The sequence below is a fragment of the Polynucleobacter nymphae genome, from assembly GCF_018882155.1.
Lineage (GTDB): Bacteria > Pseudomonadota > Gammaproteobacteria > Burkholderiales > Burkholderiaceae > Polynucleobacter > Polynucleobacter nymphae.
Map to the genome: position 1 here is coordinate 1,381,664 of NZ_JACVPA010000001.1, position 22,134 is coordinate 1,403,797.

26 protein-coding genes are annotated in these 22,134 nt (G+C 45.0%); 20 read left to right on the forward strand and 6 right to left on the reverse strand.

Going from position 1 to position 22,134, the window contains the following annotated elements:
- Positions 1 to 6 precede the first annotated feature (6 nt).
- From lipB to ICN29_RS07215, 4 genes are read left to right on the forward strand one after another with little or no spacing between them, the layout of a single operon-like run.
- On the forward strand, positions 7 to 651 hold the full coding sequence (gene lipB / locus ICN29_RS07200) for a lipoyl(octanoyl) transferase LipB (protein WP_216131122.1): 645 nt from the start codon (positions 7 to 9) through the stop codon (positions 649 to 651).
- A complete protein-coding gene (gene lipA / locus ICN29_RS07205) occupies positions 648 to 1,658 on the forward strand; it encodes a lipoyl synthase (protein WP_216131125.1) in 1,011 nt (336 codons plus the stop codon). Before lipB ends, lipA begins: the two co-directional genes overlap by 4 nt.
- Positions 1,621 to 2,235 carry a hypothetical protein gene (locus ICN29_RS07210; RefSeq protein WP_216131127.1) on the forward strand — a complete coding sequence of 205 codons (615 nt, stop codon included), beginning with the start codon at positions 1,621 to 1,623 and terminating at the stop codon, positions 2,233 to 2,235. Before lipA ends, ICN29_RS07210 begins: the two co-directional genes overlap by 38 nt.
- A 2-nt stretch (positions 2,236 to 2,237) precedes the next feature.
- Positions 2,238 to 3,542 carry an MFS transporter gene (locus ICN29_RS07215; RefSeq protein ID WP_216131129.1) on the forward strand — a complete coding sequence of 435 codons (1,305 nt, stop codon included), beginning with the start codon at positions 2,238 to 2,240 and terminating at the stop codon, positions 3,540 to 3,542.
- 14 nt (positions 3,543 to 3,556) lie between these two features.
- Here the strand turns inward: ICN29_RS07215 and ICN29_RS07220 are convergent, their stop codons facing one another.
- Positions 3,557 to 3,817, reverse strand: coding sequence for an accessory factor UbiK family protein (locus tag ICN29_RS07220; protein ID WP_216131132.1), 261 nt, complete (start codon positions 3,815 to 3,817; stop codon positions 3,557 to 3,559).
- Between the two features lie 262 nt (positions 3,818 to 4,079).
- Here ICN29_RS07220 and ICN29_RS07225 point away from each other — a divergent pair, with 262 nt between their 5' ends.
- The 8 genes from ICN29_RS07225 to ptsP all read left to right on the forward strand — a co-directional run bounded on the left by ICN29_RS07225 (position 4,080) and on the right by ptsP (position 11,759).
- Complete coding sequence (locus tag ICN29_RS07225; protein WP_216131135.1) at positions 4,080 to 5,066, forward strand: TorF family putative porin; 987 nt, start codon at positions 4,080 to 4,082, stop codon at positions 5,064 to 5,066.
- Between the two features lie 25 nt (positions 5,067 to 5,091).
- Positions 5,092 to 5,430, forward strand: coding sequence for a P-II family nitrogen regulator (locus ICN29_RS07230; RefSeq protein WP_216131138.1), 339 nt, complete (start codon positions 5,092 to 5,094; stop codon positions 5,428 to 5,430).
- A 13-nt stretch (positions 5,431 to 5,443) separates the two neighbouring features.
- Complete coding sequence (locus ICN29_RS07235; protein WP_216131141.1) at positions 5,444 to 6,928, forward strand: ammonium transporter; 1,485 nt, start codon at positions 5,444 to 5,446, stop codon at positions 6,926 to 6,928.
- Between the two features lie 105 nt (positions 6,929 to 7,033).
- Complete coding sequence (gene gshA / locus ICN29_RS07240; protein ID WP_216131144.1) at positions 7,034 to 8,332, forward strand: glutamate--cysteine ligase; 1,299 nt, start codon at positions 7,034 to 7,036, stop codon at positions 8,330 to 8,332.
- Positions 8,333 to 8,347: 15 nt separating this feature from the next.
- Positions 8,348 to 9,289: a glutathione synthase gene (gene gshB, locus ICN29_RS07245; protein WP_216131147.1), complete on the forward strand. Its 942-nt coding sequence runs from the start codon at positions 8,348 to 8,350 to the stop codon at positions 9,287 to 9,289.
- A 1-nt stretch (position 9,290) separates the two neighbouring features.
- A complete protein-coding gene (locus ICN29_RS07250) occupies positions 9,291 to 9,713 on the forward strand; it encodes a PTS sugar transporter subunit IIA (RefSeq protein ID WP_216131150.1) in 423 nt (140 codons plus the stop codon).
- Positions 9,714 to 9,732: 19 nt separating this feature from the next.
- Positions 9,733 to 10,002 (forward strand): HPr family phosphocarrier protein, encoded by a 270-nt coding sequence (locus ICN29_RS07255; RefSeq protein WP_216131153.1) that lies wholly within the window; start codon positions 9,733 to 9,735, stop codon positions 10,000 to 10,002.
- A 2-nt stretch (positions 10,003 to 10,004) separates the two neighbouring features.
- Positions 10,005 to 11,759 (forward strand): phosphoenolpyruvate--protein phosphotransferase, encoded by a 1,755-nt coding sequence (gene ptsP / locus ICN29_RS07260; RefSeq protein WP_216131156.1) that lies wholly within the window; start codon positions 10,005 to 10,007, stop codon positions 11,757 to 11,759.
- On the opposite strand, the gene ICN29_RS07265 is transcribed toward ptsP, so the two are convergent.
- The 3 genes from ICN29_RS07265 to gpmA are packed head-to-tail and all read right to left on the reverse strand — an operon-like array spanning position 11,756 to position 14,661.
- Positions 11,756 to 12,508 (reverse strand): HesA/MoeB/ThiF family protein, encoded by a 753-nt coding sequence (locus ICN29_RS07265; protein WP_216131159.1) that lies wholly within the window; start codon positions 12,506 to 12,508, stop codon positions 11,756 to 11,758. The two genes, ptsP and ICN29_RS07265, sit on opposite strands and share 4 nt — an antisense overlap.
- Before the next feature lie 15 nt (positions 12,509 to 12,523).
- Positions 12,524 to 13,957: a S41 family peptidase gene (locus ICN29_RS07270; RefSeq protein ID WP_216131162.1), complete on the reverse strand. Its 1,434-nt coding sequence runs from the start codon at positions 13,955 to 13,957 to the stop codon at positions 12,524 to 12,526.
- 14 nt (positions 13,958 to 13,971) lie between these two features.
- Positions 13,972 to 14,661, reverse strand: coding sequence for a 2,3-diphosphoglycerate-dependent phosphoglycerate mutase (gene gpmA / locus ICN29_RS07275; protein WP_216131165.1), 690 nt, complete (start codon positions 14,659 to 14,661; stop codon positions 13,972 to 13,974).
- Positions 14,662 to 14,680: 19 nt separating this feature from the next.
- On the opposite strand from gpmA, the gene ICN29_RS07280 reads away from it, so the two are divergent.
- The 4 genes from ICN29_RS07280 to ICN29_RS07295 are packed head-to-tail and all read left to right on the forward strand — an operon-like array spanning position 14,681 to position 16,955.
- A complete protein-coding gene (locus ICN29_RS07280; protein WP_255538096.1) occupies positions 14,681 to 15,100 on the forward strand; it encodes a rhodanese-like domain-containing protein in 420 nt (139 codons plus the stop codon).
- 4 nt (positions 15,101 to 15,104) lie between these two features.
- Positions 15,105 to 15,359: a glutaredoxin 3 gene (grxC, locus tag ICN29_RS07285; RefSeq protein ID WP_216131168.1), complete on the forward strand. Its 255-nt coding sequence runs from the start codon at positions 15,105 to 15,107 to the stop codon at positions 15,357 to 15,359.
- Between the two features lie 27 nt (positions 15,360 to 15,386).
- Positions 15,387 to 15,908, forward strand: coding sequence for a protein-export chaperone SecB (gene secB / locus ICN29_RS07290; RefSeq protein ID WP_216131170.1), 522 nt, complete (start codon positions 15,387 to 15,389; stop codon positions 15,906 to 15,908).
- Between the two features lie 24 nt (positions 15,909 to 15,932).
- A complete protein-coding gene (locus ICN29_RS07295) occupies positions 15,933 to 16,955 on the forward strand; it encodes an NAD(P)H-dependent glycerol-3-phosphate dehydrogenase (RefSeq protein ID WP_216131173.1) in 1,023 nt (340 codons plus the stop codon).
- Positions 16,956 to 16,980: 25 nt separating this feature from the next.
- Here ICN29_RS07295 and trmL read toward each other — a convergent pair whose 3' ends face one another.
- On the reverse strand, positions 16,981 to 17,451 hold the full coding sequence (gene trmL, locus ICN29_RS07300; RefSeq protein ID WP_216131176.1) for a tRNA (uridine(34)/cytosine(34)/5-carboxymethylaminomethyluridine(34)-2'-O)-methyltransferase TrmL: 471 nt from the start codon (positions 17,449 to 17,451) through the stop codon (positions 16,981 to 16,983).
- Positions 17,444 to 18,193, reverse strand: a complete 750-nt coding sequence (locus tag ICN29_RS07305; protein WP_216131179.1) for a ComF family protein — start codon at positions 18,191 to 18,193, stop codon at positions 17,444 to 17,446. The genes trmL and ICN29_RS07305 overlap by 8 nt, the downstream gene beginning before the upstream one ends.
- A gap of 23 nt (positions 18,194 to 18,216) precedes the next feature.
- On the opposite strand from ICN29_RS07305, the gene ICN29_RS07310 reads away from it, so the two are divergent.
- From ICN29_RS07310 to ICN29_RS10705, 4 genes are all read left to right on the forward strand, one after another.
- Complete coding sequence (locus ICN29_RS07310; protein WP_255538097.1) at positions 18,217 to 19,014, forward strand: class I SAM-dependent methyltransferase; 798 nt, start codon at positions 18,217 to 18,219, stop codon at positions 19,012 to 19,014.
- A gap of 180 nt (positions 19,015 to 19,194) precedes the next feature.
- On the forward strand, positions 19,195 to 20,352 hold the full coding sequence (gene coxB / locus ICN29_RS07315; protein ID WP_216131182.1) for a cytochrome c oxidase subunit II: 1,158 nt from the start codon (positions 19,195 to 19,197) through the stop codon (positions 20,350 to 20,352).
- Between the two features lie 40 nt (positions 20,353 to 20,392).
- Positions 20,393 to 22,012: a cytochrome c oxidase subunit I gene (gene ctaD, locus ICN29_RS07320; RefSeq protein WP_216131185.1), complete on the forward strand. Its 1,620-nt coding sequence runs from the start codon at positions 20,393 to 20,395 to the stop codon at positions 22,010 to 22,012.
- Positions 21,996 to 22,127 carry a cytochrome oxidase small assembly protein gene (locus ICN29_RS10705; RefSeq protein WP_216131188.1) on the forward strand — a complete coding sequence of 44 codons (132 nt, stop codon included), beginning with the start codon at positions 21,996 to 21,998 and terminating at the stop codon, positions 22,125 to 22,127. Before ctaD ends, ICN29_RS10705 begins: the two co-directional genes overlap by 17 nt.
- The last annotated feature ends 7 nt before the right edge of the window (positions 22,128 to 22,134 follow it).

Sequence of the window (22,134 nt, forward strand, 5' to 3'; positions counted from 1 at the left end):
ATTTTTATGCCTGCTTTAGTAAAACATCTCGGTTTAGCAGATTACGTCTCTACTTATGAGGCGATGCGATTGTTTACTAAAGAGCGTAATAGTGCAACACCTGATGAGATTTGGGTTGTAGAGCATCCCCCCGTGTTTACTTTAGGACTTGCGGGTGATGCGAGCAATTTACATTCACCTAGTGGGCAAATTCCACTAGTGCAAGTTGATCGAGGCGGCGAGATTACGTATCACGGGCCCGGTCAGATTGTTGTCTATCTCTTACTTGACCTTAAACGTTTAGGAATCTTTGTAAAAGAATTGGTCTCTCGTATTGAGCAGGCAGTGATTAACACCTTGGCAGATTTTGGGATTCAGGCAGAAAGACATCCAGGAGCTCCTGGGATTTATGTTTTAGACCAGCCTGGGGTGCCAGTAGAGTGGGTTGGAGCCAAGGTGGCTGCCTTGGGCCTCAAAGTCTCTAAAAGCTGCTCCTATCATGGTCTAGCACTCAATGTGGCAACAGATCTTGAGGCTTTTAGTCGCATCCACCCTTGTGGCTATGAGGGCTTAAAGACAGTTGATATGCAAACTCTTGGGATCAAGGACAATGTAGACACTATTAGCCAAAGGCTTTTAGAGCATTTACAAAAGCAACTGATGCCATCATGACCACCAATAAGACCGATACCAAGACTACTGTAGAGCTACGTCAAGACCTCAATTACGACGCATCACGTAAGCAAAAGTCGAGTGAGAAGACTGCGCGTATTCCGATCAAGATTATTCCTCTAGAGCAAGTCCTCAAAAAACCAGAGTGGATTCGGGTAAAGGCCGCTTCTGGCAATTCTCGCTTTAATGAGATTAAAAAGATCCTCCGCGAGAATGAGCTCGTCACTGTTTGTGAGGAAGCAAGTTGCCCCAATATTGGTGAGTGCTTTGGTAAAGGCACTGCTACCTTCATGATCATGGGAGATAAGTGCACCCGTCGTTGCCCTTTCTGCGATGTTGGCCATGGTAGACCAGATCCACTTGATCAAAAAGAGCCAGCTAACCTGGCCCGCACCATTGCGGCACTGAAATTAAATTATGTGGTGATTACCAGCGTAGATCGAGATGATTTACGTGATGGTGGCGCAATGCATTTCGTCGATTGTATTTCTCAATCGCGTGACCTCTCTCCTTCCACGCGGATTGAAGTCCTAGTTCCAGACTTCCGTGGTCGCTTAGATAAGGCCTTGGATATTTTTTCAGAGTATGCCCACAATGGTTTGCCAGATGTGATGAACCATAATCTAGAAACTGTGCCACGTCTCTACAAAGAAGCAAGACCAGGCGCTGACTATCTGCACTCCCTAAAGTTATTGAAAGACTTCAAAGAGCGCTTTCCCCATATTCCGACCAAGAGTGGTTTGATGGTTGGCCTGGGCGAAACAGATGAAGAAATTCTAGAGGTCATGCGCGATATGCGTGAGCACAATATCGACATGCTCACTATTGGTCAGTACCTGGCGCCATCAGGTCACCACCTCCCGGTCCGCCGTTATGTTCACCCTGACGTTTTCAAGATGTTTGAAAAGGAAGCCTATGCAATGGGCTTCTCTCATGCAGCAGTCGGTGCAATGGTGCGCTCTAGCTATCATGCTGACCAACAAGCTCACGGGGCAGGCATTGTTTAAAGGCGGCATCAAAGCTGTTGTATTAATAGTAGTGACAATTCTTCTCATGGCCTGTAGCCCAAAGTTAGATTGGCGTACAGTGCAATCTCCCCAAGAGGGATATATCGCCTTATTTCCTGCTAAGCCAGATAAGATTGAGCGAAAAGTTTCTTATCAAGCTCAAGAGTTACTGCAAACACTTGAGGCAGCAAAAATTGACGAAGATATTTATTCTATTAGCTCTATTTATTTAAGTAAGCAACAGGCTGATTTGCTGGCAACATTATCAGAACAATTAAAAGATAATCTTTTTCGGAGTGCAGGTGTAGATCAGTCAACAGTACTCAGCTCAGATGGCGTTTATCAAACAGCCAATCATCAACGTATAACAACAAAAGATTATTTTTTAGAATTTAAGTCGACTAATACTGCGCAGCAGGCTATGCGTGTGCGCTGGATCACAAACCCAACTGCGAAAGGCGGTATTTGGCTTTATCAAGTATCTATTTTGCATACAGGGCCAGCACAATCCGATATTAGAACCTTTTTCCTTGCAGAAGATCGTGCCAATTTCTTTGATGAATTTCATCCGAACTAACAATGTCATCACACTGGCACTCTAACCCTCACATTGCCATTGAGTTGCCACTCAAGAATAGAGCAGCTATAAGAGTTTTTCTAAGTTTTGCTTGCGCATATTTTATTTCATATGCATTTCGGTCGATTAATGCTGTCATTGCGCCTGATTTAATCAGTGATTTAGATCTGAGTAATGCACAGCTCGGATTTTTATCGGCAGCGTACTTTTTTGGTTTTGGGGTTACGCAGATTCCAGTCGGTTTAGGTTTGGATCGCTTTGGTCCACGACTGACTGAGATGGCGTTAATGATGTTTGCAATCGCGGGGGCCTTAATTTTTTCTTTGGCTGATGGTTTTACTAGTCTAGTGATTGGTAGAGTTCTGATTGGAGTGGGTGTTTCAGCTTGCTTGATGGCATCATTTTCTGGCTTTCGTTATTGGTTTCCATCGGATAGACAGGCTCAGTTAGCTTCAGGCATGCTGATTTTTGGGACCTCAGGCGCTTTAGTTACTTCTTGGCCAGCACACGCTGTATTGCCTTATTTAGGCTGGCGCGGTGTTTTTATGGTGATGGCGGTATTTACTGGCTTAGCTATTATTACTTTGTATTTTGGTTTGCCAGTAAAGGCTAAGACTCCTAAATCCAGTGCCACTAATAATGAAGCACAAAGTAGCACTGTTAGTCTTTCATGGGCTAGCTACAGACCCATTCTGACAAATGCTTTTTTTTGGAGAATGTTTCCGATCGGTGCATTTTGTTATGGTGGGTTTATTGCGATTCAAACTCTCTGGCTGGGGCCATGGCTCACGAGTGTGATGGAGTATTCATCCAGTAGTGCTGCTCAAATCATATTTTGGTTTAACGGAGTTCTATTACTTACGTATGTTCTTAATACCGCCTTACTACCAAAGTTAGCTAAACGTGGCATTACTACTTTACGTTACTTAAGTTGGATGGTTGCAGCCGCATTAATATTTCAGGCTTGTGCTTTTTATCTACGTAACTCTTGGGTTTTAGTCTGGTGGTTTTTATTCGCAATAACCTGTGCTTCTTTTGTTCTTGCGCAAAGTTTAATTGTCACTAACTTTCCAAAAGCGTTTTCTGGGCGCGTCAGCACTACTTATAACTTGGCACTTTTTATTGGTGCTTTTTTAGTGCAATGGGGAATTGGATATCTGCTAGATATTGGTATTGAGGCTGGTTGGTCACCCGCAAGTGCGTTTGATTTAGCCTTAGGAATTTATTTAGCCTTGCAGATACTTGGGTACATTTGGTTTTTATTTGCGCCGAAATTTTTCCCCGGCACAGCCATTACTGAAGGTTAGGGATTAGAAAAATATTAAGTAGTACTTTTTTCTAACGCTGTAACTTTTGCTTCCAGCGCCTCTAATTTTTCTCTCGTCTTGGCGAGAACTTTAGTTTGCAACTCAAACTCTTCACGAGTAACCAAATCCATTTTCTGAAAACCTTGGTTCATCATCGCACGCACATTCTTTTCAATCTCTTGTGCTGGTGAATTCCGAATGGCGTCACCGACCTTGTTTTGCATATCGCTAGCAATTCGTTGAATTTGTTCGAGGATTTCACCGGGTTTTTGCATGATAGGGTTTCGCAGTTCTATGAAAAGTTGCATAAAAGATACATATTCATATTTTATGTTGGGCAGCCAAAAATAGGCAAAAAGGCTAAAAAGGGCCTAAAAGGGCCAAAATTCACATGGATGGTGCAATATGGGGCACTAAAAAAGTGCAAATGCCTTAATAAGGGGAATGGCTCTCTAACGCAAAAGAGGTCGACCTTCATGATCACTCCATGCATTAAGCATTCAACCCTTTTTTATTACAACCAGTAAGGAGTAACACATGAAAACATTACGTAAGAAGGCAATCTCTGCGGCAGCAGTTGCATTATTGACTGGTTTAGCCAGTGCATCTGCCTTTGCAGCTGATACCCCAACAAATCCAGAGGACACATCAGCAACTAGTCCTATTGCTGCTAACGTCACCGTTACCAGCAACTACATTTATCGTGGCTTGACACAATCGAATAACAAACCAGCCATTCAGGGCGGCTTTGACTATGCGCATGAAAGTGGTTTCTATGTAGGTAACTGGAACTCATCCATTTCATGGCTTAGTGACAGCTATGGTGGGAATGGCTACCAAAATATGAAATCTGGTAATGGATCTGTCGGCTCTGTAACAGCGCCTGTTGAGATGGACTTTTACGCAGGCTTTAAAAAGGAACTAATCGGCGAAGGTTTTGCATCTGACTTTGGCGTTTTGCAGTACTACTATCCAACCTCTGGCTTACCAAGCTGGACCTCTGCTGCTACAAATGCAGGCGGACTCAACCAGGCTGGCGCAGTATCTCAACGTCAATTTTTAGGTTTTAGCCCAAATACAACTGAGGTCTACGCTGCACAAAACTTTACTGCTGGCCCAGTTACTGGCTTTTTAAAGCTGTCTTATTCCTTGACAAACTTATTTGGCATCTATAACAGTGCTGGCTCTATGTATCCAGATTTAACTGCGAACTACGACACTGGTTGGAACGGCATCACTTTAAATGCACATGCTGGCTATCAATATGTTCCGAACAGTATTAATCAGTCACAGCAATATGCCAATACTAATTCGTCCTTTGTTAGCCCTGCTGGCACATACAACATGAGCTATGCCGACTGGAAGTTGGGTGTAACTAAGGACTTTGGTGGTGGCTTATCTGGTTCTGTCGCTTACACCGGTACAACAGCTGGAAAAGTAAATACTACTTACATCTACGCTACACCGCTTAATGGCAATCAAGGCCGTGGCAATGCTGTAGTTTCTTTGACTAAAACTTTCTAATTTCCACCTCTGAACGGAGAAACACATGAAATTAATTACCGCAATCATCAAGCCCTTCAAGCTTGACGAAGTGCGCGAAGCTCTCTCGGAAGTGGGAGTTTCGGGCATTACCGTCACTGAAGTTAAAGGCTTTGGCCGTCAAAAAGGTCACACCGAGTTATATCGTGGTGCTGAGTATGTAGTCGACTTTTTGCCGAAGGTAAAAATCGAAGCTGCTGTTGAAGATGGCATTTTGGAGCGTGCGATTGAAGCAATTGAAAAATCTGCACGTACAGGCAAGATTGGTGATGGCAAGATTTTTGTCTCTTCAGTTGAGCACGTCATTCGTATTCGCACCGGTGAAACCGGCGCGTCAGCACTTTAAAGAGAGGTTCAAAATGTTAACTTGGATGAAACGACTCGTTGCTGGTGGTGCTATGGCCTTGGCCATTGGCGTTACTGGTGTGATTGTGACTTCGCCAGCGTATGCTGATGAAGTTAAAAAGCCAGCAGTCACTGCTCCAGCCGCAACTCCAGCTGCTGCAGAACCTGCGCCCGTTCTTTGCTCTGAAAAGTGCAATAAAGCCGATACCGTTTGGATGATGGTATGTACAGCATTAGTGCTGTTAATGACACTTCCTGGCTTGGCTTTGTTCTACGGTGGTTTAACACGTAGCAAAAATATTCTGTCAATCTGCATGCAGTGTTTCATGGTCTTCTCCTTGATTACTGTGCTCTGGGCAATCTACGGCTATAGCTTTGCATTCACGGAAGGTAGTCCATTTATTGGCGGACTTGATCGCTTGTTCTTGGGTGGTATGACACCAGATTCAGTAGCGGCTACCTTTAGTAAAGGTGTTGTGATTCCTGAATTTGTATTCATGGCTTTCCAAGCAGTGTTTGCAACCATTACTTGCTGCTTGATCATTGGTTCCTTTGCTGAGCGCGCTAAGTTCTCTGCAATCTTGGTATTCATGGTCCTTTGGTTCACCTTTAGCTACTTGCCAATCGCGCACATGGTTTGGTTCTGGCCTGGTCCTGATGACATCAAAGATGTTGCATCACTCGAGGCTATTACAGCTCGTGCTGGTTGGTTATGGCAAAAAGGTGTGCTCGACTTTGCTGGTGGTACCGTTGTTCACATCAATGCTGCTATTGCTGGCTTGGTAGGTTCCTACGTTATCGGCAAGCGTGTTGGTTACGGTAAGGAAGCAATGAAGCCACATAACTTAGTTTATGTAATGGCCGGTGCCGCTCTTTTGTGGTTTGGTTGGTTTGGTTTCAACGCTGGTTCAGCACTCGAAGCAAACGGTAGCGCAGCATTGGCTTTCGTGAATACTTATTTAGCAACTGCTGCTGCTGTATTGAGCTGGTCTGTTGCTGAGTGGATTCTGAAAGGTAAGCCTTCTATGTTGGGCGCTGCTTCTGGTTGCGTAGCCGGTTTGGTTGCTATTACTCCTGCCGCTGGTTTTGCTGGCCCAATGGGTTCGATCGCAATCGGTCTATTTGCTGGCGTAGCTTGCCTCTGGGGTGTTACAGGTCTCAAGAAACTCTTGGGCTCTGATGACAGCTTAGATGTATTCGGTGTGCACGGCGTGGGCGGTATTTCTGGTGCTTTGTTGACCGGTGTATTCGCTGATCCAGCATTGGGTGGTTCTGGTATTTGGGACTACGTAGCAAATGCTGTTGCTCCTGATTACTCAATTGCTAGCCAGTTGTGGATTCAGGCTCAAGGTGTGATTACTACCCTGATCTGGTCTGGCGTGGTCTCTTACATTGCATTCAAATTGATCGATATGGTGATTGGTTTACGCGTCAAGGAAGAGGAAGAGCGCGAAGGCTTGGATATTAGCTCACATGGTGAGGCTGCTTACGAGTCTTAATCTGTAGATTTACCCCTCACTGGGCGGCATTCATTCGCTGCCTGGTTTTTAAGCGCGGGATCCAAGGATCCCGCGTCTTTCTTTTAATAATCTTACAATGGTGGGATGGTTCCACATCTCATTACTGCCTTAAGCGGCCCTTTACTCGAATTAGAGTCCAAGGTTCTAGAAGCGACCCCAACCATTGAGCGTTGGTTCAGGCTCGAATGGCAAGAGCATACCCCGCCGTTCTATTGCTCAGTTGATTTACGTAACTCAGGCTTTAAGCTAGCTCCGGTTGATACCAATCTATTTCCAGGTGGGTTTAATAATCTTTCCCCACAAATGTTACCTTTGGCTGTTCAGGCCGCAATGGCTGCAATTGAGAAGATTTGTCCAGAAGCTAAAAATTTATTATTAGTTCCAGAACGCCACACCCGCAACACTTTCTATTTACAAAATATTGCACGTTTGTCATCTATCTTGCGGCAAGCTGGTCTGAATGTTCGCTTGGGTACTTTTTCAGAAGAGATTAAAAAGCCAACTTGGATTGAGTTGCCAGATGGTAATCGTCTATTGATGGAGCCTCTTTCTCGCTTGGGTTTAAAAAAGCAACGCTTGGGCTTGAAAGATTTTGATCCATGCTCCATTCTGTTAAATAACGATTTATCTGCTGGCATTCCACCGATTTTAGAAAACCTGCATGAGCAATATCTATTACCTGGTTTGCATGCTGGTTGGCATGTGCGTCGCAAGTCTAATCACTTTGCTGCTTATGAAGAGGTGGCTAAGAAGTTCGCTAAGGTGGTGGATATCGATCCTTGGATGATTAATCCTTACTTTACAAGTTGCTCTAATGTAAATTTCCATGAGCGTAAAGGCGAGGAAGAGCTTCAGACAGCAGTAGAACAAATCCTGAAAAAGACAGCTAAAAAATATCGTGAATACGGCATTAAAGACAAGCCATATGTTGTTGTAAAGGCAGATGCTGGCACCTATGGCATGGGCATTATGGTGGTCAATGATCCTTCCCAGCTTAAGGATTTAAACCGTAAAGACCGCAATAAGATGAGTGTGGTTAAAGAAGGTTTGGCGGTAAGCGATGTATTGATTCAAGAGGGTGTGTATACCTTTGAGAAGGTCAATGAAGCAGTAGCAGAGCCAGTCGTATACATGATTGATCGCTACGTTATTGGCGGCTTCTATCGCGTTCACACTGATCGTGGTCATGATGAAAACCTGAACGCACCTGGCATGCATTTTGTACCCCTCGCTTTTGAGCAAAATTCAATGCCAGATATGAGTGCCAAGCCAGGTAGTGCAGCCCCCAATCGCTTCTATTTGTATGGGGTAGTTGCGCGCTTAGCACTGCTGGCGGCTTCATTAGAACTCGAGCGTACTGATCCTGATGCTGAAGCGGCTTAATTAATCTAAAAGAATATGGACTTACTGTTTATTGCCGACCCCCTTGAATCTTTTAAAGTGAAAAAAGATTCCACTTTAGCGATGATGCGCGTGGCTCAGCAAGCAGGACATCATTTATGGTTTTGTCAGAGTCGTAATGTTTTGTGGAAAGATGATCTCGTTGTTGCAGACTGTCAAACTCTGGCAGTTAAACCAAGCTCTGGCTCTTGGTTTGAGCTGGGCGCCCTGGAGTCTCGCACCCTAAAGTCATTTTCTGCAGTATTGATGCGCACCGATCCACCATTTGATATTGAGTATCTCAATACAACTTGGTTATTATCTGCTGCAGTCCGTCAGGGTGCAAAAGTATTGAATGATCCTACAGCCATCCGCGATCATTCAGAAAAACTTTCCATTACTGAATTTCCAGAGCTCATTCCACCTACATTAGTCACTCGTGAATTAAGCGCAGTGGAGGAGTTTCATCAAACGCATCGCGATATCGTTATCAAGCCTTTAGATGGCATGGGCGGGATGGGCATTTTCCGGGTTGGATCAGATGGCTTAAATCTAGCCAGCATTGTTGAGACGCTTGGCGAGAATGGCTCTAGAACCCTTATGGTGCAGCGCTTTTTACCAGAAATAGCCCAAGGCGATAAAAGAGTTTTGCTGATTGGTGGAGAGGTGGTGCCCTTCAGTTTGGCGCGCATTCCTCAGGGTAATGAGATCCGCGGCAATTTAGCTGCTGGAGGCAAAGGTGTGGCAATGCCATTGACTGATGCTGAAAAAAGGATTGCAGAAAGACTCGCGCCTATCCTGAATCAGCGTGGTTTATTCTTGGTTGGACTAGACTTAATCGGTGGTCACCTTACAGAAATTAATGTTACCAGTCCCACTTGTTTTGTTGAAATTACTGAGCAAAGTGGGTTTGATGTTTCACAGTTTTTCTTAAAAGCGCTTGAGAAGGCATTGTCATAACATGACTGGAATCGTAATTGTTGCTCATACACCTGTTGCCAGTGCAATGCTGGGATTTGCTGAGCATGCCTTTGGGGTATTGCCAGAACGAGTCAGAGCAGTTGATATTCCGCCTTATGAGGATACTAAGGTGAGTTTTGATCGGCTTTTAAAAGCCGCCTATGGAGTGAATAGGGGCAATGGTGTTTTGATTCTGACGGATGTTATGGGCGCAACGCCAGCAAATGTAGCATCAAAACTAGAAGCCCTTGGCCCCTTGTCAGGATTAAATACACCTGTGGTTGTACTTGCCGGCTTAAACCTACCAATGCTCATGCGTTGCATCAATCACCGTGAAGAAAATTTAGAAGAATTGGCTGAGAAGGCGCTTGCTGGAGGACAGCACGGCATCTTGCGCCTAGGTACAAAAGTTGCAGAACAATAATTAAGGAGTGCTACACGTAATGCCAGTCGCTGAAATTGAGATCATCAACAAACTAGGCTTACATGCCCGGGCCTCTGCCAAGCTTTCTCAATTGGCTGCTCAATTTCCATGTGAAATACTGTTGTCACGCAATGGGCGTCAAATTAACGCTAAGAGCATTATGGGCGTCATGATGTTAGCTGCTGGGATTGGAAGCACGGTAACGCTCGAGACTGTTGGGGATCAAGCTGATGAAGCGATACACGCCTTGACAGAATTAATCAATAACCGCTTCGGTGAAAGCGAATAAGCATGACTTTTGCATTGCACGGAATTCCAGTATCGAAAGGCATTGCTATTGGCAAGGCGGTACTGATTTCGCGTGCAGCATTAGAGGTTAGTCACTATTTAGTTGAGCCTGGCAAAGAAGAAGCTGAAGTGCAAAAGTTATTAGATGCTTTTGATCAGGTTCGCCAAGAGCTCAAGCAACTTCGCCAAGGTTTACCTAAAGATGCGCCCCAAGAAATGGCTGCCTTCTTGGATGTGCATGGCATGATCCTTGCCGATCCTGCTTTGGCTCAGAAGCCAATGAAATTGATTCGTTCTCAGCGCATGAATGCCGCCTGGGCTCTAACAACGGAATTAAATGATTTGTTAGAGCAGTTTTCTGAAATCGAAGACCCGTATTTAAAAGAGCGTGCTAACGATATTCGACAAGTAGCCGAGCGGGTCATTAAAGCCTTAAATGCTCAAAAAAAGGATTCGCTAGATAGCGCTGACATCATGTCACCCGGCGATCTTGGTGTTGATTCTATTATCGTGGCACACGATATTGCTCCTCACGATATGCTGCGCTTCAAGGAGTCTGCTTTCACAGGCTTTGTAACAGACCTCGGTGGTAAGACCTCTCATACTGCGATTGTGGCGCGCAGTATGGAGATTCCTGCGGTGGTAGGGATCCGTCACGCTAGTGAAATGATTCGACATGGTGATTGGTTAGTCTTGGATGGCGAGCAAGGCGTTGTCGTCGTTGCTCCGGATGAGAAGTTGCTTGAGGAATATCGAAAGTTACAAACTCAGGATTTAAAAGAGGCTCGCAAGTTAAAGCAACTCAAACATTCCAAAACTGAAACCGCGGATCGCGTTGAGATTGAGTTGTTTGCCAATATTGAATTGCCTGAGGATGCTGTTCAGGCCCTGAAATTGGGAGCCGTAGGTGTCGGTTTATTCCGCTCCGAGTTTCTATTTATGGATCGTAAGCAAGCATTGCCAGATGAAGAGCAACAATTTTTAGAGTACCGCCGTGTAGTGGACTTGATGCATGGCTTGCCTGTCAATATCAGAACAATTGACGTGGGTGCCGATAAAGCATTGGGCGGAGGCGGTAGCGATGTCTCTCAAACTGGCACATCACCATTAGGTTTGAGGGCGATTCGTTGGTCTTTAACAGAACCAGAAATCTTTTTAACTCAACTGCGGGCAATTCTGCGGGCTTCTGCACATGGTCAGGCTCGCATCATGATCCCGATGTTGGCTCACGCCAAAGAAATTGATGAAACTTTCCGCCTAATTGAAAAAGCCAAGCAACAGTTGCATCAACGTGGCCAGGCATTTAATCCCAATATTCAAGTGGGCGCCATGATTGAAATCCCGGCCGCCGCATTAGTCTTACCCTTGTTTATCAATCGCTTTGATTTTTTATCGATTGGCACGAATGATTTAATTCAGTACACCTTAGCAATTGATCGAGCTGATCATGCTGTGGCTCATCTATACGACCCCTTGCATCCAGCAATTTTGCATTTGCTGGCAAATATTATTGAGCAAGCGAAACGCGCCAATGTTCCAATTGCAGTATGTGGCGAGATGGCGGGTGATCCTTCCTTGACAAGATTATTGCTTGGCATGGGGTTGACTGATTTCTCGATGCACTTTAGTCAGCTCTTATTGGTCAAGCGCGAGATATTAAAAGCGAACGTAGGCTTATTAAAGTCCCGTGTTCCAAGAGTCCTCAAGGCATATGAGCCTGAGGATCAGGCTAAGGCCTTAGAGCGTTTAATGGCTTAATGCGCCTTACCGCAAACCGAACACTCAGGATTGCGGGAGATTTTGAATTCATCGATTTGGGTTGTGCGCGCATTCCAGAGCAGCATCCGACCCACTAAGGTTTCCCCAAAACCAAGCAGTACCTGTATTGCTTGTGCTGCTTGCATCGCACCAATAATGCCTACTAGCGGTGAAAAAATTCCCATTGAAGAGCAACTGACTTCTTCAAAATTCTCATCCGGTGAGAAGATGCAGGCATAGCAAGGCGATACGGCATTACGGGAATCAAAGACACTAATCTGGCCATCAAAGCGAAGCGCCGATCCAGAAACCAAGGGCGTGTGATGTTTTAGGCAACTGGCGTTAATTAAATGACGACTTGCAAAGTTATCGGTGCAATCCAAAACAATATCAACACTTGGCAATAAGTCATCCAGAAGCGCTGTCGTTGCTTTCGCTTCAATAGTTTCAATCTGAATGCTTGCATTGAGCTGTTGTAAAAATTGCTTTCCAGAATTGACTTTGCTTTGACCAACACTGTTTTCAGTGTGCATGATTTGGCGCTGTAGATTGGTGAGCTCAACTTGGTCGTGGTCCATCAGTGTGATGTGGCCAATGCCGGCAGCAGCTAAGTAAGGCGCTGCTGCGCTTCCCAGGCCACCGGCGCCGATTACTAGAGCGTGAGATCTTAATAGCTTTTCTTGCCCAGCAACATCGATTTCCTCAAGGAGCAAGTGCCTTGAGTAGCGAAGTAACTGCTCATCATTCATGTGCAGACCAGTAAATTACTCAAGCTTAGATGAAGAGCGCTTCACCGGCTGACCATTAAGAAATGCAACAGCCTGCGAAAGCATGAAGTCATCTGCGCTACCAAGCTCAGGTGGCTTCTTGTTCTTATCTTTTTCTTTTTCCTCAGGAGTTTTCTTCGCATTCTTTTCCTCAATGCGCTGCAACTCTTCGAGGCGACGTTGCTCTCGATCTTTAATTAGCTTATCTTCGGCAGATTGCTTATTACGTAGATGTTTTTCACTATCGATTTCACGAGTAATTAATACGTCATCTGGATCACCATCTTTATTTTGATCAACTGGGATGTCTGGCTTAACACCGAATGCCTGAATTGACTTTCCGCTTGGCGTGTAATAGTAGGCCGTGGTGATCTTTAGCGCGGAATCATTTGTCAGTGGGCGCACGGTTTGTACGGAACCTTTACCAAAGGTTGTCTTACCAATAATGGTTGCGCGTTTGTAGTCTTGCAATGCGCCAGCAACGATCTCTGAAGCAGAAGCGGAATAGGCATTGACCAATACAACCATCGGTAATTTTTTAAAAATTGCTGGCACACCCGCCAAGGGATCACCGGGCTCGCTCAGGCGGTACATGGCTGGTGAGGCATTGAATACTTGCTTTGAGTCTGGCGCTTGGCCTTTTGTAGAAACCACTACAACATCGGCAGGTAAGAAGGCTGCAGCAATGCCTACTGCACCTTGAAGGAGGCCGCCACCATTGTTTCGTAGGTCAAGAATGATGCCCTTGAGTTTTGGATCCTGATTAGCAAGTTCTGTCAATTTTTTAGCAAGGTCTGGAACAGTACGTTCTTGAAAGCTAGTGACCCGAACCCACGCGATATCGTTATCTAAGATCTTTGCTTTAACCGACTGCACTTTAATTTCTGCGCGAGTAATCGTAACTGGAAAACTACGCTCCTCACTCTTACGATATACGGTTAAGGTAATTTTGGTACCAGGTGTGCCACGCATAGTACGCACCGCTTTATCTAGTGACATCCCGCGAACTGGCTTGTCGTCTAAGCGAGTAATTAAATCGCCCGCTTGTAAACCAGCACGTGCAGCAGGACTATCTTCAATCGGGTTGAGTACTTTAACAACGCCATCTTCAGAGGTGATCTCAATTCCAAGACCGGCAAATTTTCCCGACGTTGCTTCTTGCATCTCAGTAAAATCTTTTTTATCGAGAAAGGTAGAATGCGGATCAAGACTGCTGACCATGCCTTTGACAGCATCGGTTAAGAGCTGCTTATCTTCGATTGGTTCAACGTATTCACGCTTGATTTGCGCAAAGACATTAGAGAGTGTTCGTAGTTCATCGAGTGGCAGCTGAGCGCCTTGCTGGGCGGTCGCTGACAGTTGAATAGTTGCTGCTATTCCAGCAATCAAACCAACTGCGATGAGAGCGAAATTTTTCAGAAATTGGCGCATGTTTCTATTTGATCCTAGTTCAGATAAAAGTGTTGAATGGGTTTGAGATTGTCATCAAGCTCATACACAAGTGGTACGCCATTAGGGACGTTTACATCCATAATGGCTTTGTCAGACATTTGATCCAAGTATTTAATTAAAGAGCGAATACTATTACCGTGTGCAACTAAGAGTACACGTTTGCCAGCTTTAAGTGCCGGCGCAATAGATTCATTCCACAAAGGAAGTACGCGCTCGACATTGTCTTTGAGACACTCGCCCAAAGGAATATCAGTGGCATTAAGTTTTAAATAGCGTTGATCATTTTTAGGATTGAGCTCATCGCTAGGTTCTAGCAATGGCGGTCGAACATCATATGAGCGACGCCAGATGTGGACTTGTTCATCACCATACTTAGCAGCAGTTTCTGCTTTATTAAGACCAGTAAGGGCGCCGTAGTGACGCTCATTCAATCGCCAGCTATGAACCACTGGGAGCCACATTAAATCCATAGAGTCTTGAATGTGCCAAAGTGTGCGAATAGCACGTCTTAAGACTGAGGTGTAGGCCACATCAAACTCATAGCCAGCTTTTTTGAGGTTTTCACCGGCTGACAGGGCTTGCTCTATGCCTTTTGGGGTTAAGTCAACGTCTGCCCAGCCAGTGAAGCGGTTTTCAAGGTTCCAGGTAGATTCGCCATGACGAATAAGGACAAGTTGTTTCATAGAGCCATTCTATAATCCGATGATGAACTTTCTTACTCAAATTGATAATTTAGCGCTTATTGCCCTCCTTTTGGTGTCAGGCACCGCGCTTTTCCTACCCACATTATCTACGCTTATTGGCGGAAAAGGCTTGTCGCCTACCGAGGCCACGATTTGGATTAATCGTCGTAAGGCTCACGTTTTGGATTTACGAGCTGAAGAGGCATTTAAAGTAGGCCGACTGCCCGGGGCAAAATCTATTAAGCCATCTGAGATTTCAGCTGCGATTGAGAAGCTAAAACTAGATCGCAAGCACCCAGTAGTGTTGGTATGCGAAACCGGCTCCCACTCTCGTAAAGCTATTGCTGAGGTTAAAAAACTCGGTTTTGCGGAAGTTGGAACCCTGGAAGGTGGCGTACAGGCTTGGAAACAAGCTGCCCTTCCATTGGTGAAGTCATAGAACTATGCCTCAAGTACTGATGTACAGCACCCAAGTTTGTCCATATTGTGTAATGGCTGAAAAGCTATTACACAAAAAAGGTGTCAGTAATTTAGAAAAGATTTTGATTGATCGTGATCCTGCGCAGCGTGAGCTCATGATGACTCGTACTGGCCGTCGCACGGTCCCGCAAATTTATATTGGCGAGACCCACGTTGGTGGATACGATGATCTTGTAGCTTTAGATCGCGCAGGCAAGCTCGATCCTTTATTGGTTTAATGTATTAATTCGTCAAGAAAGATAGCAATGACTGAACAAACTTCCGCACCTCAAGCAGATGCTGATAACTCAAAAGAGCCTGGATTTGGGATTCAGCGCATCTACCTTAAAGATCTCTCGCTAGAACAGCCTAATGCACCACAAATTTTGTTGGTTGCTGCTGAGCCTCAAGTGCAAGTGGAGCTTGATATTGCAGTCACCCCCTTAAGTGAAAGTGTTTTTGAGGTAGCGATTATTTCGACTGTTACCTCAAAAGTTGATTCAAAAGTTTTGTTTTTAGTTGAGGCTAAGCAAGCCGGTATTTTTGAGTTCAATAATATTCCACCGCAACAACTTGATCCAATGTTAGGCATCACTTGCCCAACTATCTTGTATCCATATCTTCGTTCGAATATTGCTGACATTATTGGTCGTGCAGGCTTCCAGCCAATTCATTTGAATGAGATCAATTTCCACGGCATGTATGAGCATCGACTCATGCAAGCTCAACAGGCAGCTGGCAAAGAGACTGAAGCCACTGATGAGAGCAAAATAATTCTTCCGCATTAGGCCGAAACAGCGAGCCCACAGATCATGAAAGTGACCCTGATTGGTGCTGGAGCTTGGGGAACAGCGATGGCCGCGCAAGCGGCACGCTACCTCAAGGATGGAGATGTTTGTTTGTGGTCGCGCAGTAAAGATCAGTTGGCAGATATTGAAAAGAGCGGTGAGAATCACTCTTATTTGCCCGGCATTCAGTTGCCTAAAAATATTTCATTAGAGAGCAACTTTTCAGTCGCAATTAAAAGACTGGCTGCTGATGATCTATTGGTGATTGCAACGCCAATGGCTGCGCTTTCAGAAACAATTTCTCAGGTATTGGAAATTACAGAGCATCCTCTAAATATTATTTGGCTATGCAAAGGTTTAGAGCCAGCTACTGCATTGCTACCCCATCAAGTGGTTGAGCGTGAAGATAGCTTACATAGTCATGGGATTTCACATTCCTATGGCGCATTGTCTGGCCCTAGCTTTGCCTCTGAGGTCGGCTCTGGAATGCCATGCGCATTAACGATTGCCAGTACCTCTGCAAATTTATGTGCAGTAGCTCAAGCAGCCTTTCATCATGGCAATATGCGCGTTTATTCAAGCGATGATTTGGTTGGCGTGGAATTGGGCGGCGCTGTTAAAAACGTTTTAGCAATTGCTGCTGGTATTGGCGACGGCTTAGATTTGGGTTTAAATGCCCGTGCTGCAGTCCTGACACGTGGTCTTGCCGAAATGATGCGATTAGTCAAAGCAGCAGGCGGTAGATCAGAAACCTGTATGGGCCTTACTGGTGTTGGCGACTTAATATTGACAGCCACTGGCGACCTCTCTCGCAACCGACGAGTGGGTCTTGAGCTTGCTGCTGGTAAGTCATTGCCTGAGATATTGTCTGGTTTAGGACATGTTGCTGAAGGCGTGCTCTGTGCCGCTGCGGTTACTGATTTGTCGAGGCGCTTGGGTGTAGAGATGCCCATTACTGCAATGATGGGTGAGGTGCTAGCTGGCAGACTCTCTCCACAGGAGGCGCTGAAGAAGTTAATGGCGCGCGACCCAAAAATAGAAACGTAGTAATCCCCCAGTTTTAATTGAGCGCCTACTTACCGCCTACAAGATCATTCTGGCGCCAGGCTTCATAGACCACAATCGCTACAGTATTAGATAAGTTCAAGCTGCGGCTGCTATCTTGCATTGCCAAGCGCATACGATTGTTTTCTGGGATGGAGTTACGAACCTCATCAGTAATCCCTTTAGTTTCTGAGCCAAAAATAAAGTAATCGTTACGAGCATATTTTCCCTCATGAAACTTGCCACGTCCTTTGGTTGTTAAGGCAAAAAGATGTTGTGGCTCTGGTTGTTCATCTTTCAGAAATTGCGCCCAATTGGCATGAACTTTTACTTTTGCGAACTCGTGATAATCAAGCCCTGCTCTTCGAAGCTTGGCATCTTCCATGGGAAAACCCAAGGGCTCAATCAAATGCAGCTTTGCCCCAGTATTAGCGCAAAGTCGAATGATATTGCCTGTATTTGGCGGGATTTCTGGTTCGAATAAAACAATATTAAACATGCGGTGCTTTTGCTGTTCTCAGCAAAACCCAGTTAGTGACGTGTGATGCACCATTGTCCTTCAGAATGCGGGCAATTTCATTAAGAGTGGCTCCGCTCGTCATAACGTCATCAAAAATGATGATGCTTTGATCTCCTAAAAGGTCAATAAAGTGATCATCAATATAAAAGACCCCCTGAATTGCTAAATGCCGCGCAGCAAGTCTGCCTCCTACCTGTTGAAATTCATGGTGATGACGTTTGAGTGCCCAAGGTAATTTCTGAATGCTTGGATTACAAGTTATTCTGCGTGCAATTTCCCAGCTTTGATTAAAGCCCCTCGCAGATAATTTTTGAGTACTTAGCGGTACAGGAAGAAGATAGTTTGCCAGGACATTTTTGAGTTGTATTGAAAAAATATGATTCCATGCATTTGCAAGTCCATGCGCATAGGCTAGACGCTTTTGATATTTCAGTTGATGGATCGCATGCTGTAGGGCTCCTTCATAACGATCTAGGCAATATGTCACATCAAAATATGGGGGATGAATACTGCATTGTTTGCAGCGCTGTTTCGCGAGCTCTAAGGTGTTTAAGGTGATGCCGCATTGATAGCAACATTCATAATTCAAAAGGCTATCAGCATCTAAAGATTGCAAACAGTCTGTACATATGGAGTCCTGCTGGAAGCGCTCGCATACGATGCAAGCGCTCGGTAAAATTTGTCTTCTAAGGGATTGGAAAAACTGGTCTAGAAATCGCATGGGGCGCTGAGTATACTGAGCGAATGACCCAGCCAATCAGATGGTTACAGGACGAAATTGCAGACCGTATGTTGCAAAAACTCGATATCGTGAAACTCGATGTAAAAGATGTATTAATCGTTCCAGATTTTCCTGGGAAGCATTTGGCATCTTTTGCAAAACGCTACCCCTATGCAAATATTCATAGCCTGACGGAGCCAGGAATTGCTACTTTTGAAATGTGGCGCTCAAAAGTGATGGTCAATTGGCGCTCTCTATTTCGTGGGAATTCAAGCTCCTTGGCTGATTACTTAGCAAAAGGTAAATTCAATCTTCCTGATAATTCTGTTGATTTGGTATTTAGTGATCTGTTATTACAGGACTTACCTGATCCACAATATTTTCTTCAGGAGTGCTGGCGTGTTTTGCGAGAGGGCGGCCTGGTCACTTTTACATACCTGGGTCCTGATACTGGAAAAGAGCTCCGCGCACTTGAGACCAGCCTGATTACATTAAAGGCTTTATTAAGTCCTTGGGATATGCACGATATGGGAGATGCTTTACTAGGAGAGCGTTTTTCTGATCCCGTAATGGATATGGAATTTATAAGCCTTGACTACCAGTCAGATGAACTATTGCTGATTGATGCAGAGGCACTGAAATTATTGGAAATACCTGCATCTGAGGGCATTAAAAATGCTGTTTTACCGAAAAAAATGACTTTAGAGGTGATTTATGGGCATGCGTGGGCGGTTGGAAAGCACCTCGCAAAGTCTCAGGATAATGTTGCCTATATTGACGTAAATCAAATTGGGCGCAAGACTAGGTCAGATTCTGCTTAAGTGTAAGTGCTTACTATCATTTTAAGCTTTGTTAAGATTGGATGAGGCTGGCTTATTCCAATTTGTTGTTGTGCACAATTAACCCTATAATCAGCGCTGTACGTATTGGCTTAAAACCGCTTTTTTGGGCATTTTGTGGCGTTTTAAGAACTTTGCTCGCGACAATAAACAGAGAATAAGATGAATTTATTTGGAAAAGTCACTAGGGCTTCGCTCTACTTAGTAGCAGCCTTTGGTACTGCTTTTGCACAGGCAACGGAAAACATGCCTGGTGGCCCGGCTGTATACCAGCTTAACTTTCCTGCGCCGGCCACCAAAATCATGCAAGAAATCCACTGGTTACATTGGATGATGTTGGTGATCTGTGCAGTGATTTTCGTCGGCGTATTTGGGGTGATGTTTTATTCCATTCTGAAACACCGCAAATCATTGGGTCACAAATCAGCCTCTTTCCATGAGAGCACAACAGTTGAAATTATTTGGACAGTCATTCCACTGCTGATCGTAATCGGTATGGCATTACCCGCAACTAAAACAGTTGTGGCAATGAAAGATACAACCAATTCAGATATCACCATTAAAACTACTGGCTATCAGTGGAAATGGGGTTACGACTACATCAAAGGTGAAGGTGAGGGCATCAGCTTCTTATCTACTTTGTCAACATCACGTGAAGCAATTAACAACCTCGCACCAAAATCAAATACTTACTTGATGGAAGTGGATAACGAAATGGTTGTGCCTGTTGGCAAGAAAATTCGTTTGATTACTACTGCTAATGACGTAATTCATGCCTGGACTATTCCAGCGTTCGGCGTAAAGCAAGATGCGATTCCAGGATTTGTGCGTGACACCTGGTTTAGGGCTGAAACGATTGGCACATTCCGCGGCCAATGTTCTGAGTTGTGCGGCGCGCAGCATGCCTTTATGCCTATCGTTGTGAGAGTTGTTTCACAAGAGGACTACACGGCTTGGGTTGCTGAAAAGAAAAAAGAAATGGGCGGCGCTGGCGAAGATCCATCTAAGGTTTACACCATGGACGAGCAAAAAGAGCGCGGCGCAAAAGTATATGCAGCTAATTGTGCCGCTTGTCACCAAGCAACCGGTAAGGGCGCTGGCGCATTCCCAGCTTTAGATGGTAGCAAAGTCGTGTTGGGTCCAAAGGCGGGTCAATACGACATTCTTATCAACGGTAAAAATGCAATGCCGAAATGGGCTGGCGTGATTTCTGATGGCGATATTGCTGCAGTAATGACCTATACCCGTAACTCATGGGGTAATAAGACGGGCGAAATTATTCAGACCCAAGAAATTATTACCGCACGTGGCGGCAAGTAACTCATTCATTAATACAGATAAAACGAAACCGGAGTAATCCATGAGCACAGTCTCTACCACCATAGACCACGCAGACGATCATGCGCATGAAGATCACACGCCACATGGTTTTCGCCGTTGGTTGTTCGCAACCAACCACAAAGACATCGGCACGATGTATTTGATTTTCTCTTTTGTTAGCCTATTAGCTGGTGGAGTGATGGCTTTAGGAATTCGTTTGGAATTGTTCCAGCCAGGTTTGCAATTCTTCCGCCCAGAATTTTTTAATCAGTTAACTACCATGCATGGCTTGGTGATGGTGTTCGGTGCGATCATGCCAGCCTTCGTTGGTTTTGCTAACTGGATGGTGCCCTTACAAATCGGCGCAGCCGATATGGCATTTGCTCGGATGAATAACTTTAGCTTCTGGATTTTGCCAGTGGCTGCAATGCTCTTATTTGGCTCATTCCTTGTTCCTGGCGGCGCTCCATCAGGTGGCTGGACAATCTACGCTCCATTGAGTTTGCAGATGGGTCCTGGAATGGACATGGCAATTTTTGCCCTCCATTTATTAGGCGCCTCTTCCATCATGGGTTCGATCAATATCATCGTGACTATCTTGAACATGCGTGCTCCTGGTATGACTTTGATGAAGATGCCAATGTTCTGCTGGACTTGGTTAATTACTGCCTACCTGTTAATCGCAGTGATGCCAGTATTGGCTGGTGCAATCACCATGGTCTTGACCGATCGTCACTTTGGTACCTCATTCTTCTCTGCTGTAGGTGGCGGTGACCCAGTGATGTTCCAGCATATTTTCTGGTTCTTTGGTCACCCAGAGGTTTACATCATGATTCTTCCTGCATTTGGAATCGTCAGTGAAATCGTTCCCGTCTTCTCTAGAAAAACGTTGTTTGGTTATAGCTCCATGGTTTATGCAACATCGTCTATTGCGATCTTGTCATTTATCGTTTGGGCTCACCATATGTTCGCAACTGGTATGCCTGTGACTGGTCAGCTGTTTTTCATGTATGCAACGATGTTGATTGCTGTGCCAACTGGCGTGAAGATTTTTAACTGGGTTGCAACGATGTGGAAAGGTTCCCTGACCTTTGAAACTCCAATGTTGTGGGCCATCGGTTTTATTTTTGTCTTTACGATGGGCGGCTTTACTGGATTAATCTTAGCGCTGGCGCCAATTGATATTGGTGTTCAAGACACTTACTACGTTGTAGCGCACTTTCATTATGTTTTGGTAGCAGGCTCATTGTTTGCAATGTTTGCTGGTTTTTACTACTGGTGTCCTAAGTGGACCGGCTATATGGCTAGTGAAGCTCGTGGCAAGATCCACTTCTGGACTTCCATGATTTTCTTTAACCTGACATTCTTCCCAATGCACTTCTTAGGCTTGGCTGGTATGCCGCGTCGTTATGCGGACTACCCAACCCAGTTTGCCGACTTCAATATGGTTGCCTCTATTGGCGCCTTAGGCTTTGGCTTGTCACAAGTGTATTTCTTGATTTTTGTAGTAATGCCTGCTTATCGTGGTCAGGGCCAAAAAGCAGCAAAGAACCCATGGGAGGGCGCTAAAGGTTTAGAGTGGACAATACCTTCACCAGCGCCACATCATACTTTTGAGACTCCGCCGAGTGCAGAGCAGATGCGTGAAGCAGGAATTTAATTCTTCAGCAAAGCAAGCTCTGGTTGCGAGTAATCGTAGATTGGGGTTTGTTCTTCTGAGTGTTGCCCTAGTCTTTTTTATTGGAATTGTGATTAAACGGAGCTGGTTGGGTTGATCCCGTA

Excerpts from the sequence above, each read along its gene's own strand:
- ICN29_RS07305 (WP_216131179.1), bottom strand. The coding sequence starts at position 18,193 with ATGCGATTTCTAGACCAGTTTTTCCAATCCCTTAGAAGACAAATTTTA.
- ICN29_RS07235 (WP_216131141.1), top strand. The coding sequence starts at position 5,444 with ATGTTAACTTGGATGAAACGACTCGTTGCTGGTGGTGCTATGGCCTTG.
- ICN29_RS07215 (WP_216131129.1), top strand. The coding sequence starts at position 2,238 with ATGTCATCACACTGGCACTCTAACCCTCACATTGCCATTGAGTTGCCA.
- lipA (WP_216131125.1), top strand. The coding sequence starts at position 648 with ATGACCACCAATAAGACCGATACCAAGACTACTGTAGAGCTACGTCAA.
- lipB (WP_216131122.1), top strand. The coding sequence starts at position 7 with ATGCCTGCTTTAGTAAAACATCTCGGTTTAGCAGATTACGTCTCTACT.
- ICN29_RS07270 (WP_216131162.1), bottom strand. The coding sequence starts at position 13,957 with ATGCGCCAATTTCTGAAAAATTTCGCTCTCATCGCAGTTGGTTTGATT.
- secB (WP_216131170.1), top strand. The coding sequence starts at position 15,387 with ATGACTGAACAAACTTCCGCACCTCAAGCAGATGCTGATAACTCAAAA.
- ICN29_RS07280 (WP_255538096.1), top strand. The coding sequence starts at position 14,681 with ATGATGAACTTTCTTACTCAAATTGATAATTTAGCGCTTATTGCCCTC.
- gpmA (WP_216131165.1), bottom strand. The coding sequence starts at position 14,661 with ATGAAACAACTTGTCCTTATTCGTCATGGCGAATCTACCTGGAACCTT.
- coxB (WP_216131182.1), top strand. The coding sequence starts at position 19,195 with ATGAATTTATTTGGAAAAGTCACTAGGGCTTCGCTCTACTTAGTAGCA.
- ctaD (WP_216131185.1), top strand. The coding sequence starts at position 20,393 with ATGAGCACAGTCTCTACCACCATAGACCACGCAGACGATCATGCGCAT.
- ICN29_RS07295 (WP_216131173.1), top strand. The coding sequence starts at position 15,933 with ATGAAAGTGACCCTGATTGGTGCTGGAGCTTGGGGAACAGCGATGGCC.
- ICN29_RS07255 (WP_216131153.1), top strand. The coding sequence starts at position 9,733 with ATGCCAGTCGCTGAAATTGAGATCATCAACAAACTAGGCTTACATGCC.
- gshA (WP_216131144.1), top strand. The coding sequence starts at position 7,034 with ATGGTTCCACATCTCATTACTGCCTTAAGCGGCCCTTTACTCGAATTA.
- ICN29_RS07225 (WP_216131135.1), top strand. The coding sequence starts at position 4,080 with ATGAAAACATTACGTAAGAAGGCAATCTCTGCGGCAGCAGTTGCATTA.
- gshB (WP_216131147.1), top strand. The coding sequence starts at position 8,348 with ATGGACTTACTGTTTATTGCCGACCCCCTTGAATCTTTTAAAGTGAAA.
- trmL (WP_216131176.1), bottom strand. The coding sequence starts at position 17,451 with ATGTTTAATATTGTTTTATTCGAACCAGAAATCCCGCCAAATACAGGC.
- ICN29_RS07220 (WP_216131132.1), bottom strand. The coding sequence starts at position 3,817 with ATGCAAAAACCCGGTGAAATCCTCGAACAAATTCAACGAATTGCTAGC.
- ICN29_RS07250 (WP_216131150.1), top strand. The coding sequence starts at position 9,291 with ATGACTGGAATCGTAATTGTTGCTCATACACCTGTTGCCAGTGCAATG.
- ptsP (WP_216131156.1), top strand. The coding sequence starts at position 10,005 with ATGACTTTTGCATTGCACGGAATTCCAGTATCGAAAGGCATTGCTATT.
- ICN29_RS07310 (WP_255538097.1), top strand. The coding sequence starts at position 18,217 with ATGACCCAGCCAATCAGATGGTTACAGGACGAAATTGCAGACCGTATG.
- grxC (WP_216131168.1), top strand. The coding sequence starts at position 15,105 with ATGCCTCAAGTACTGATGTACAGCACCCAAGTTTGTCCATATTGTGTA.
- ICN29_RS07230 (WP_216131138.1), top strand. The coding sequence starts at position 5,092 with ATGAAATTAATTACCGCAATCATCAAGCCCTTCAAGCTTGACGAAGTG.
- ICN29_RS07265 (WP_216131159.1), bottom strand. The coding sequence starts at position 12,508 with ATGAATGATGAGCAGTTACTTCGCTACTCAAGGCACTTGCTCCTTGAG.
- ICN29_RS07210 (WP_216131127.1), top strand. The coding sequence starts at position 1,621 with ATGCTGACCAACAAGCTCACGGGGCAGGCATTGTTTAAAGGCGGCATC.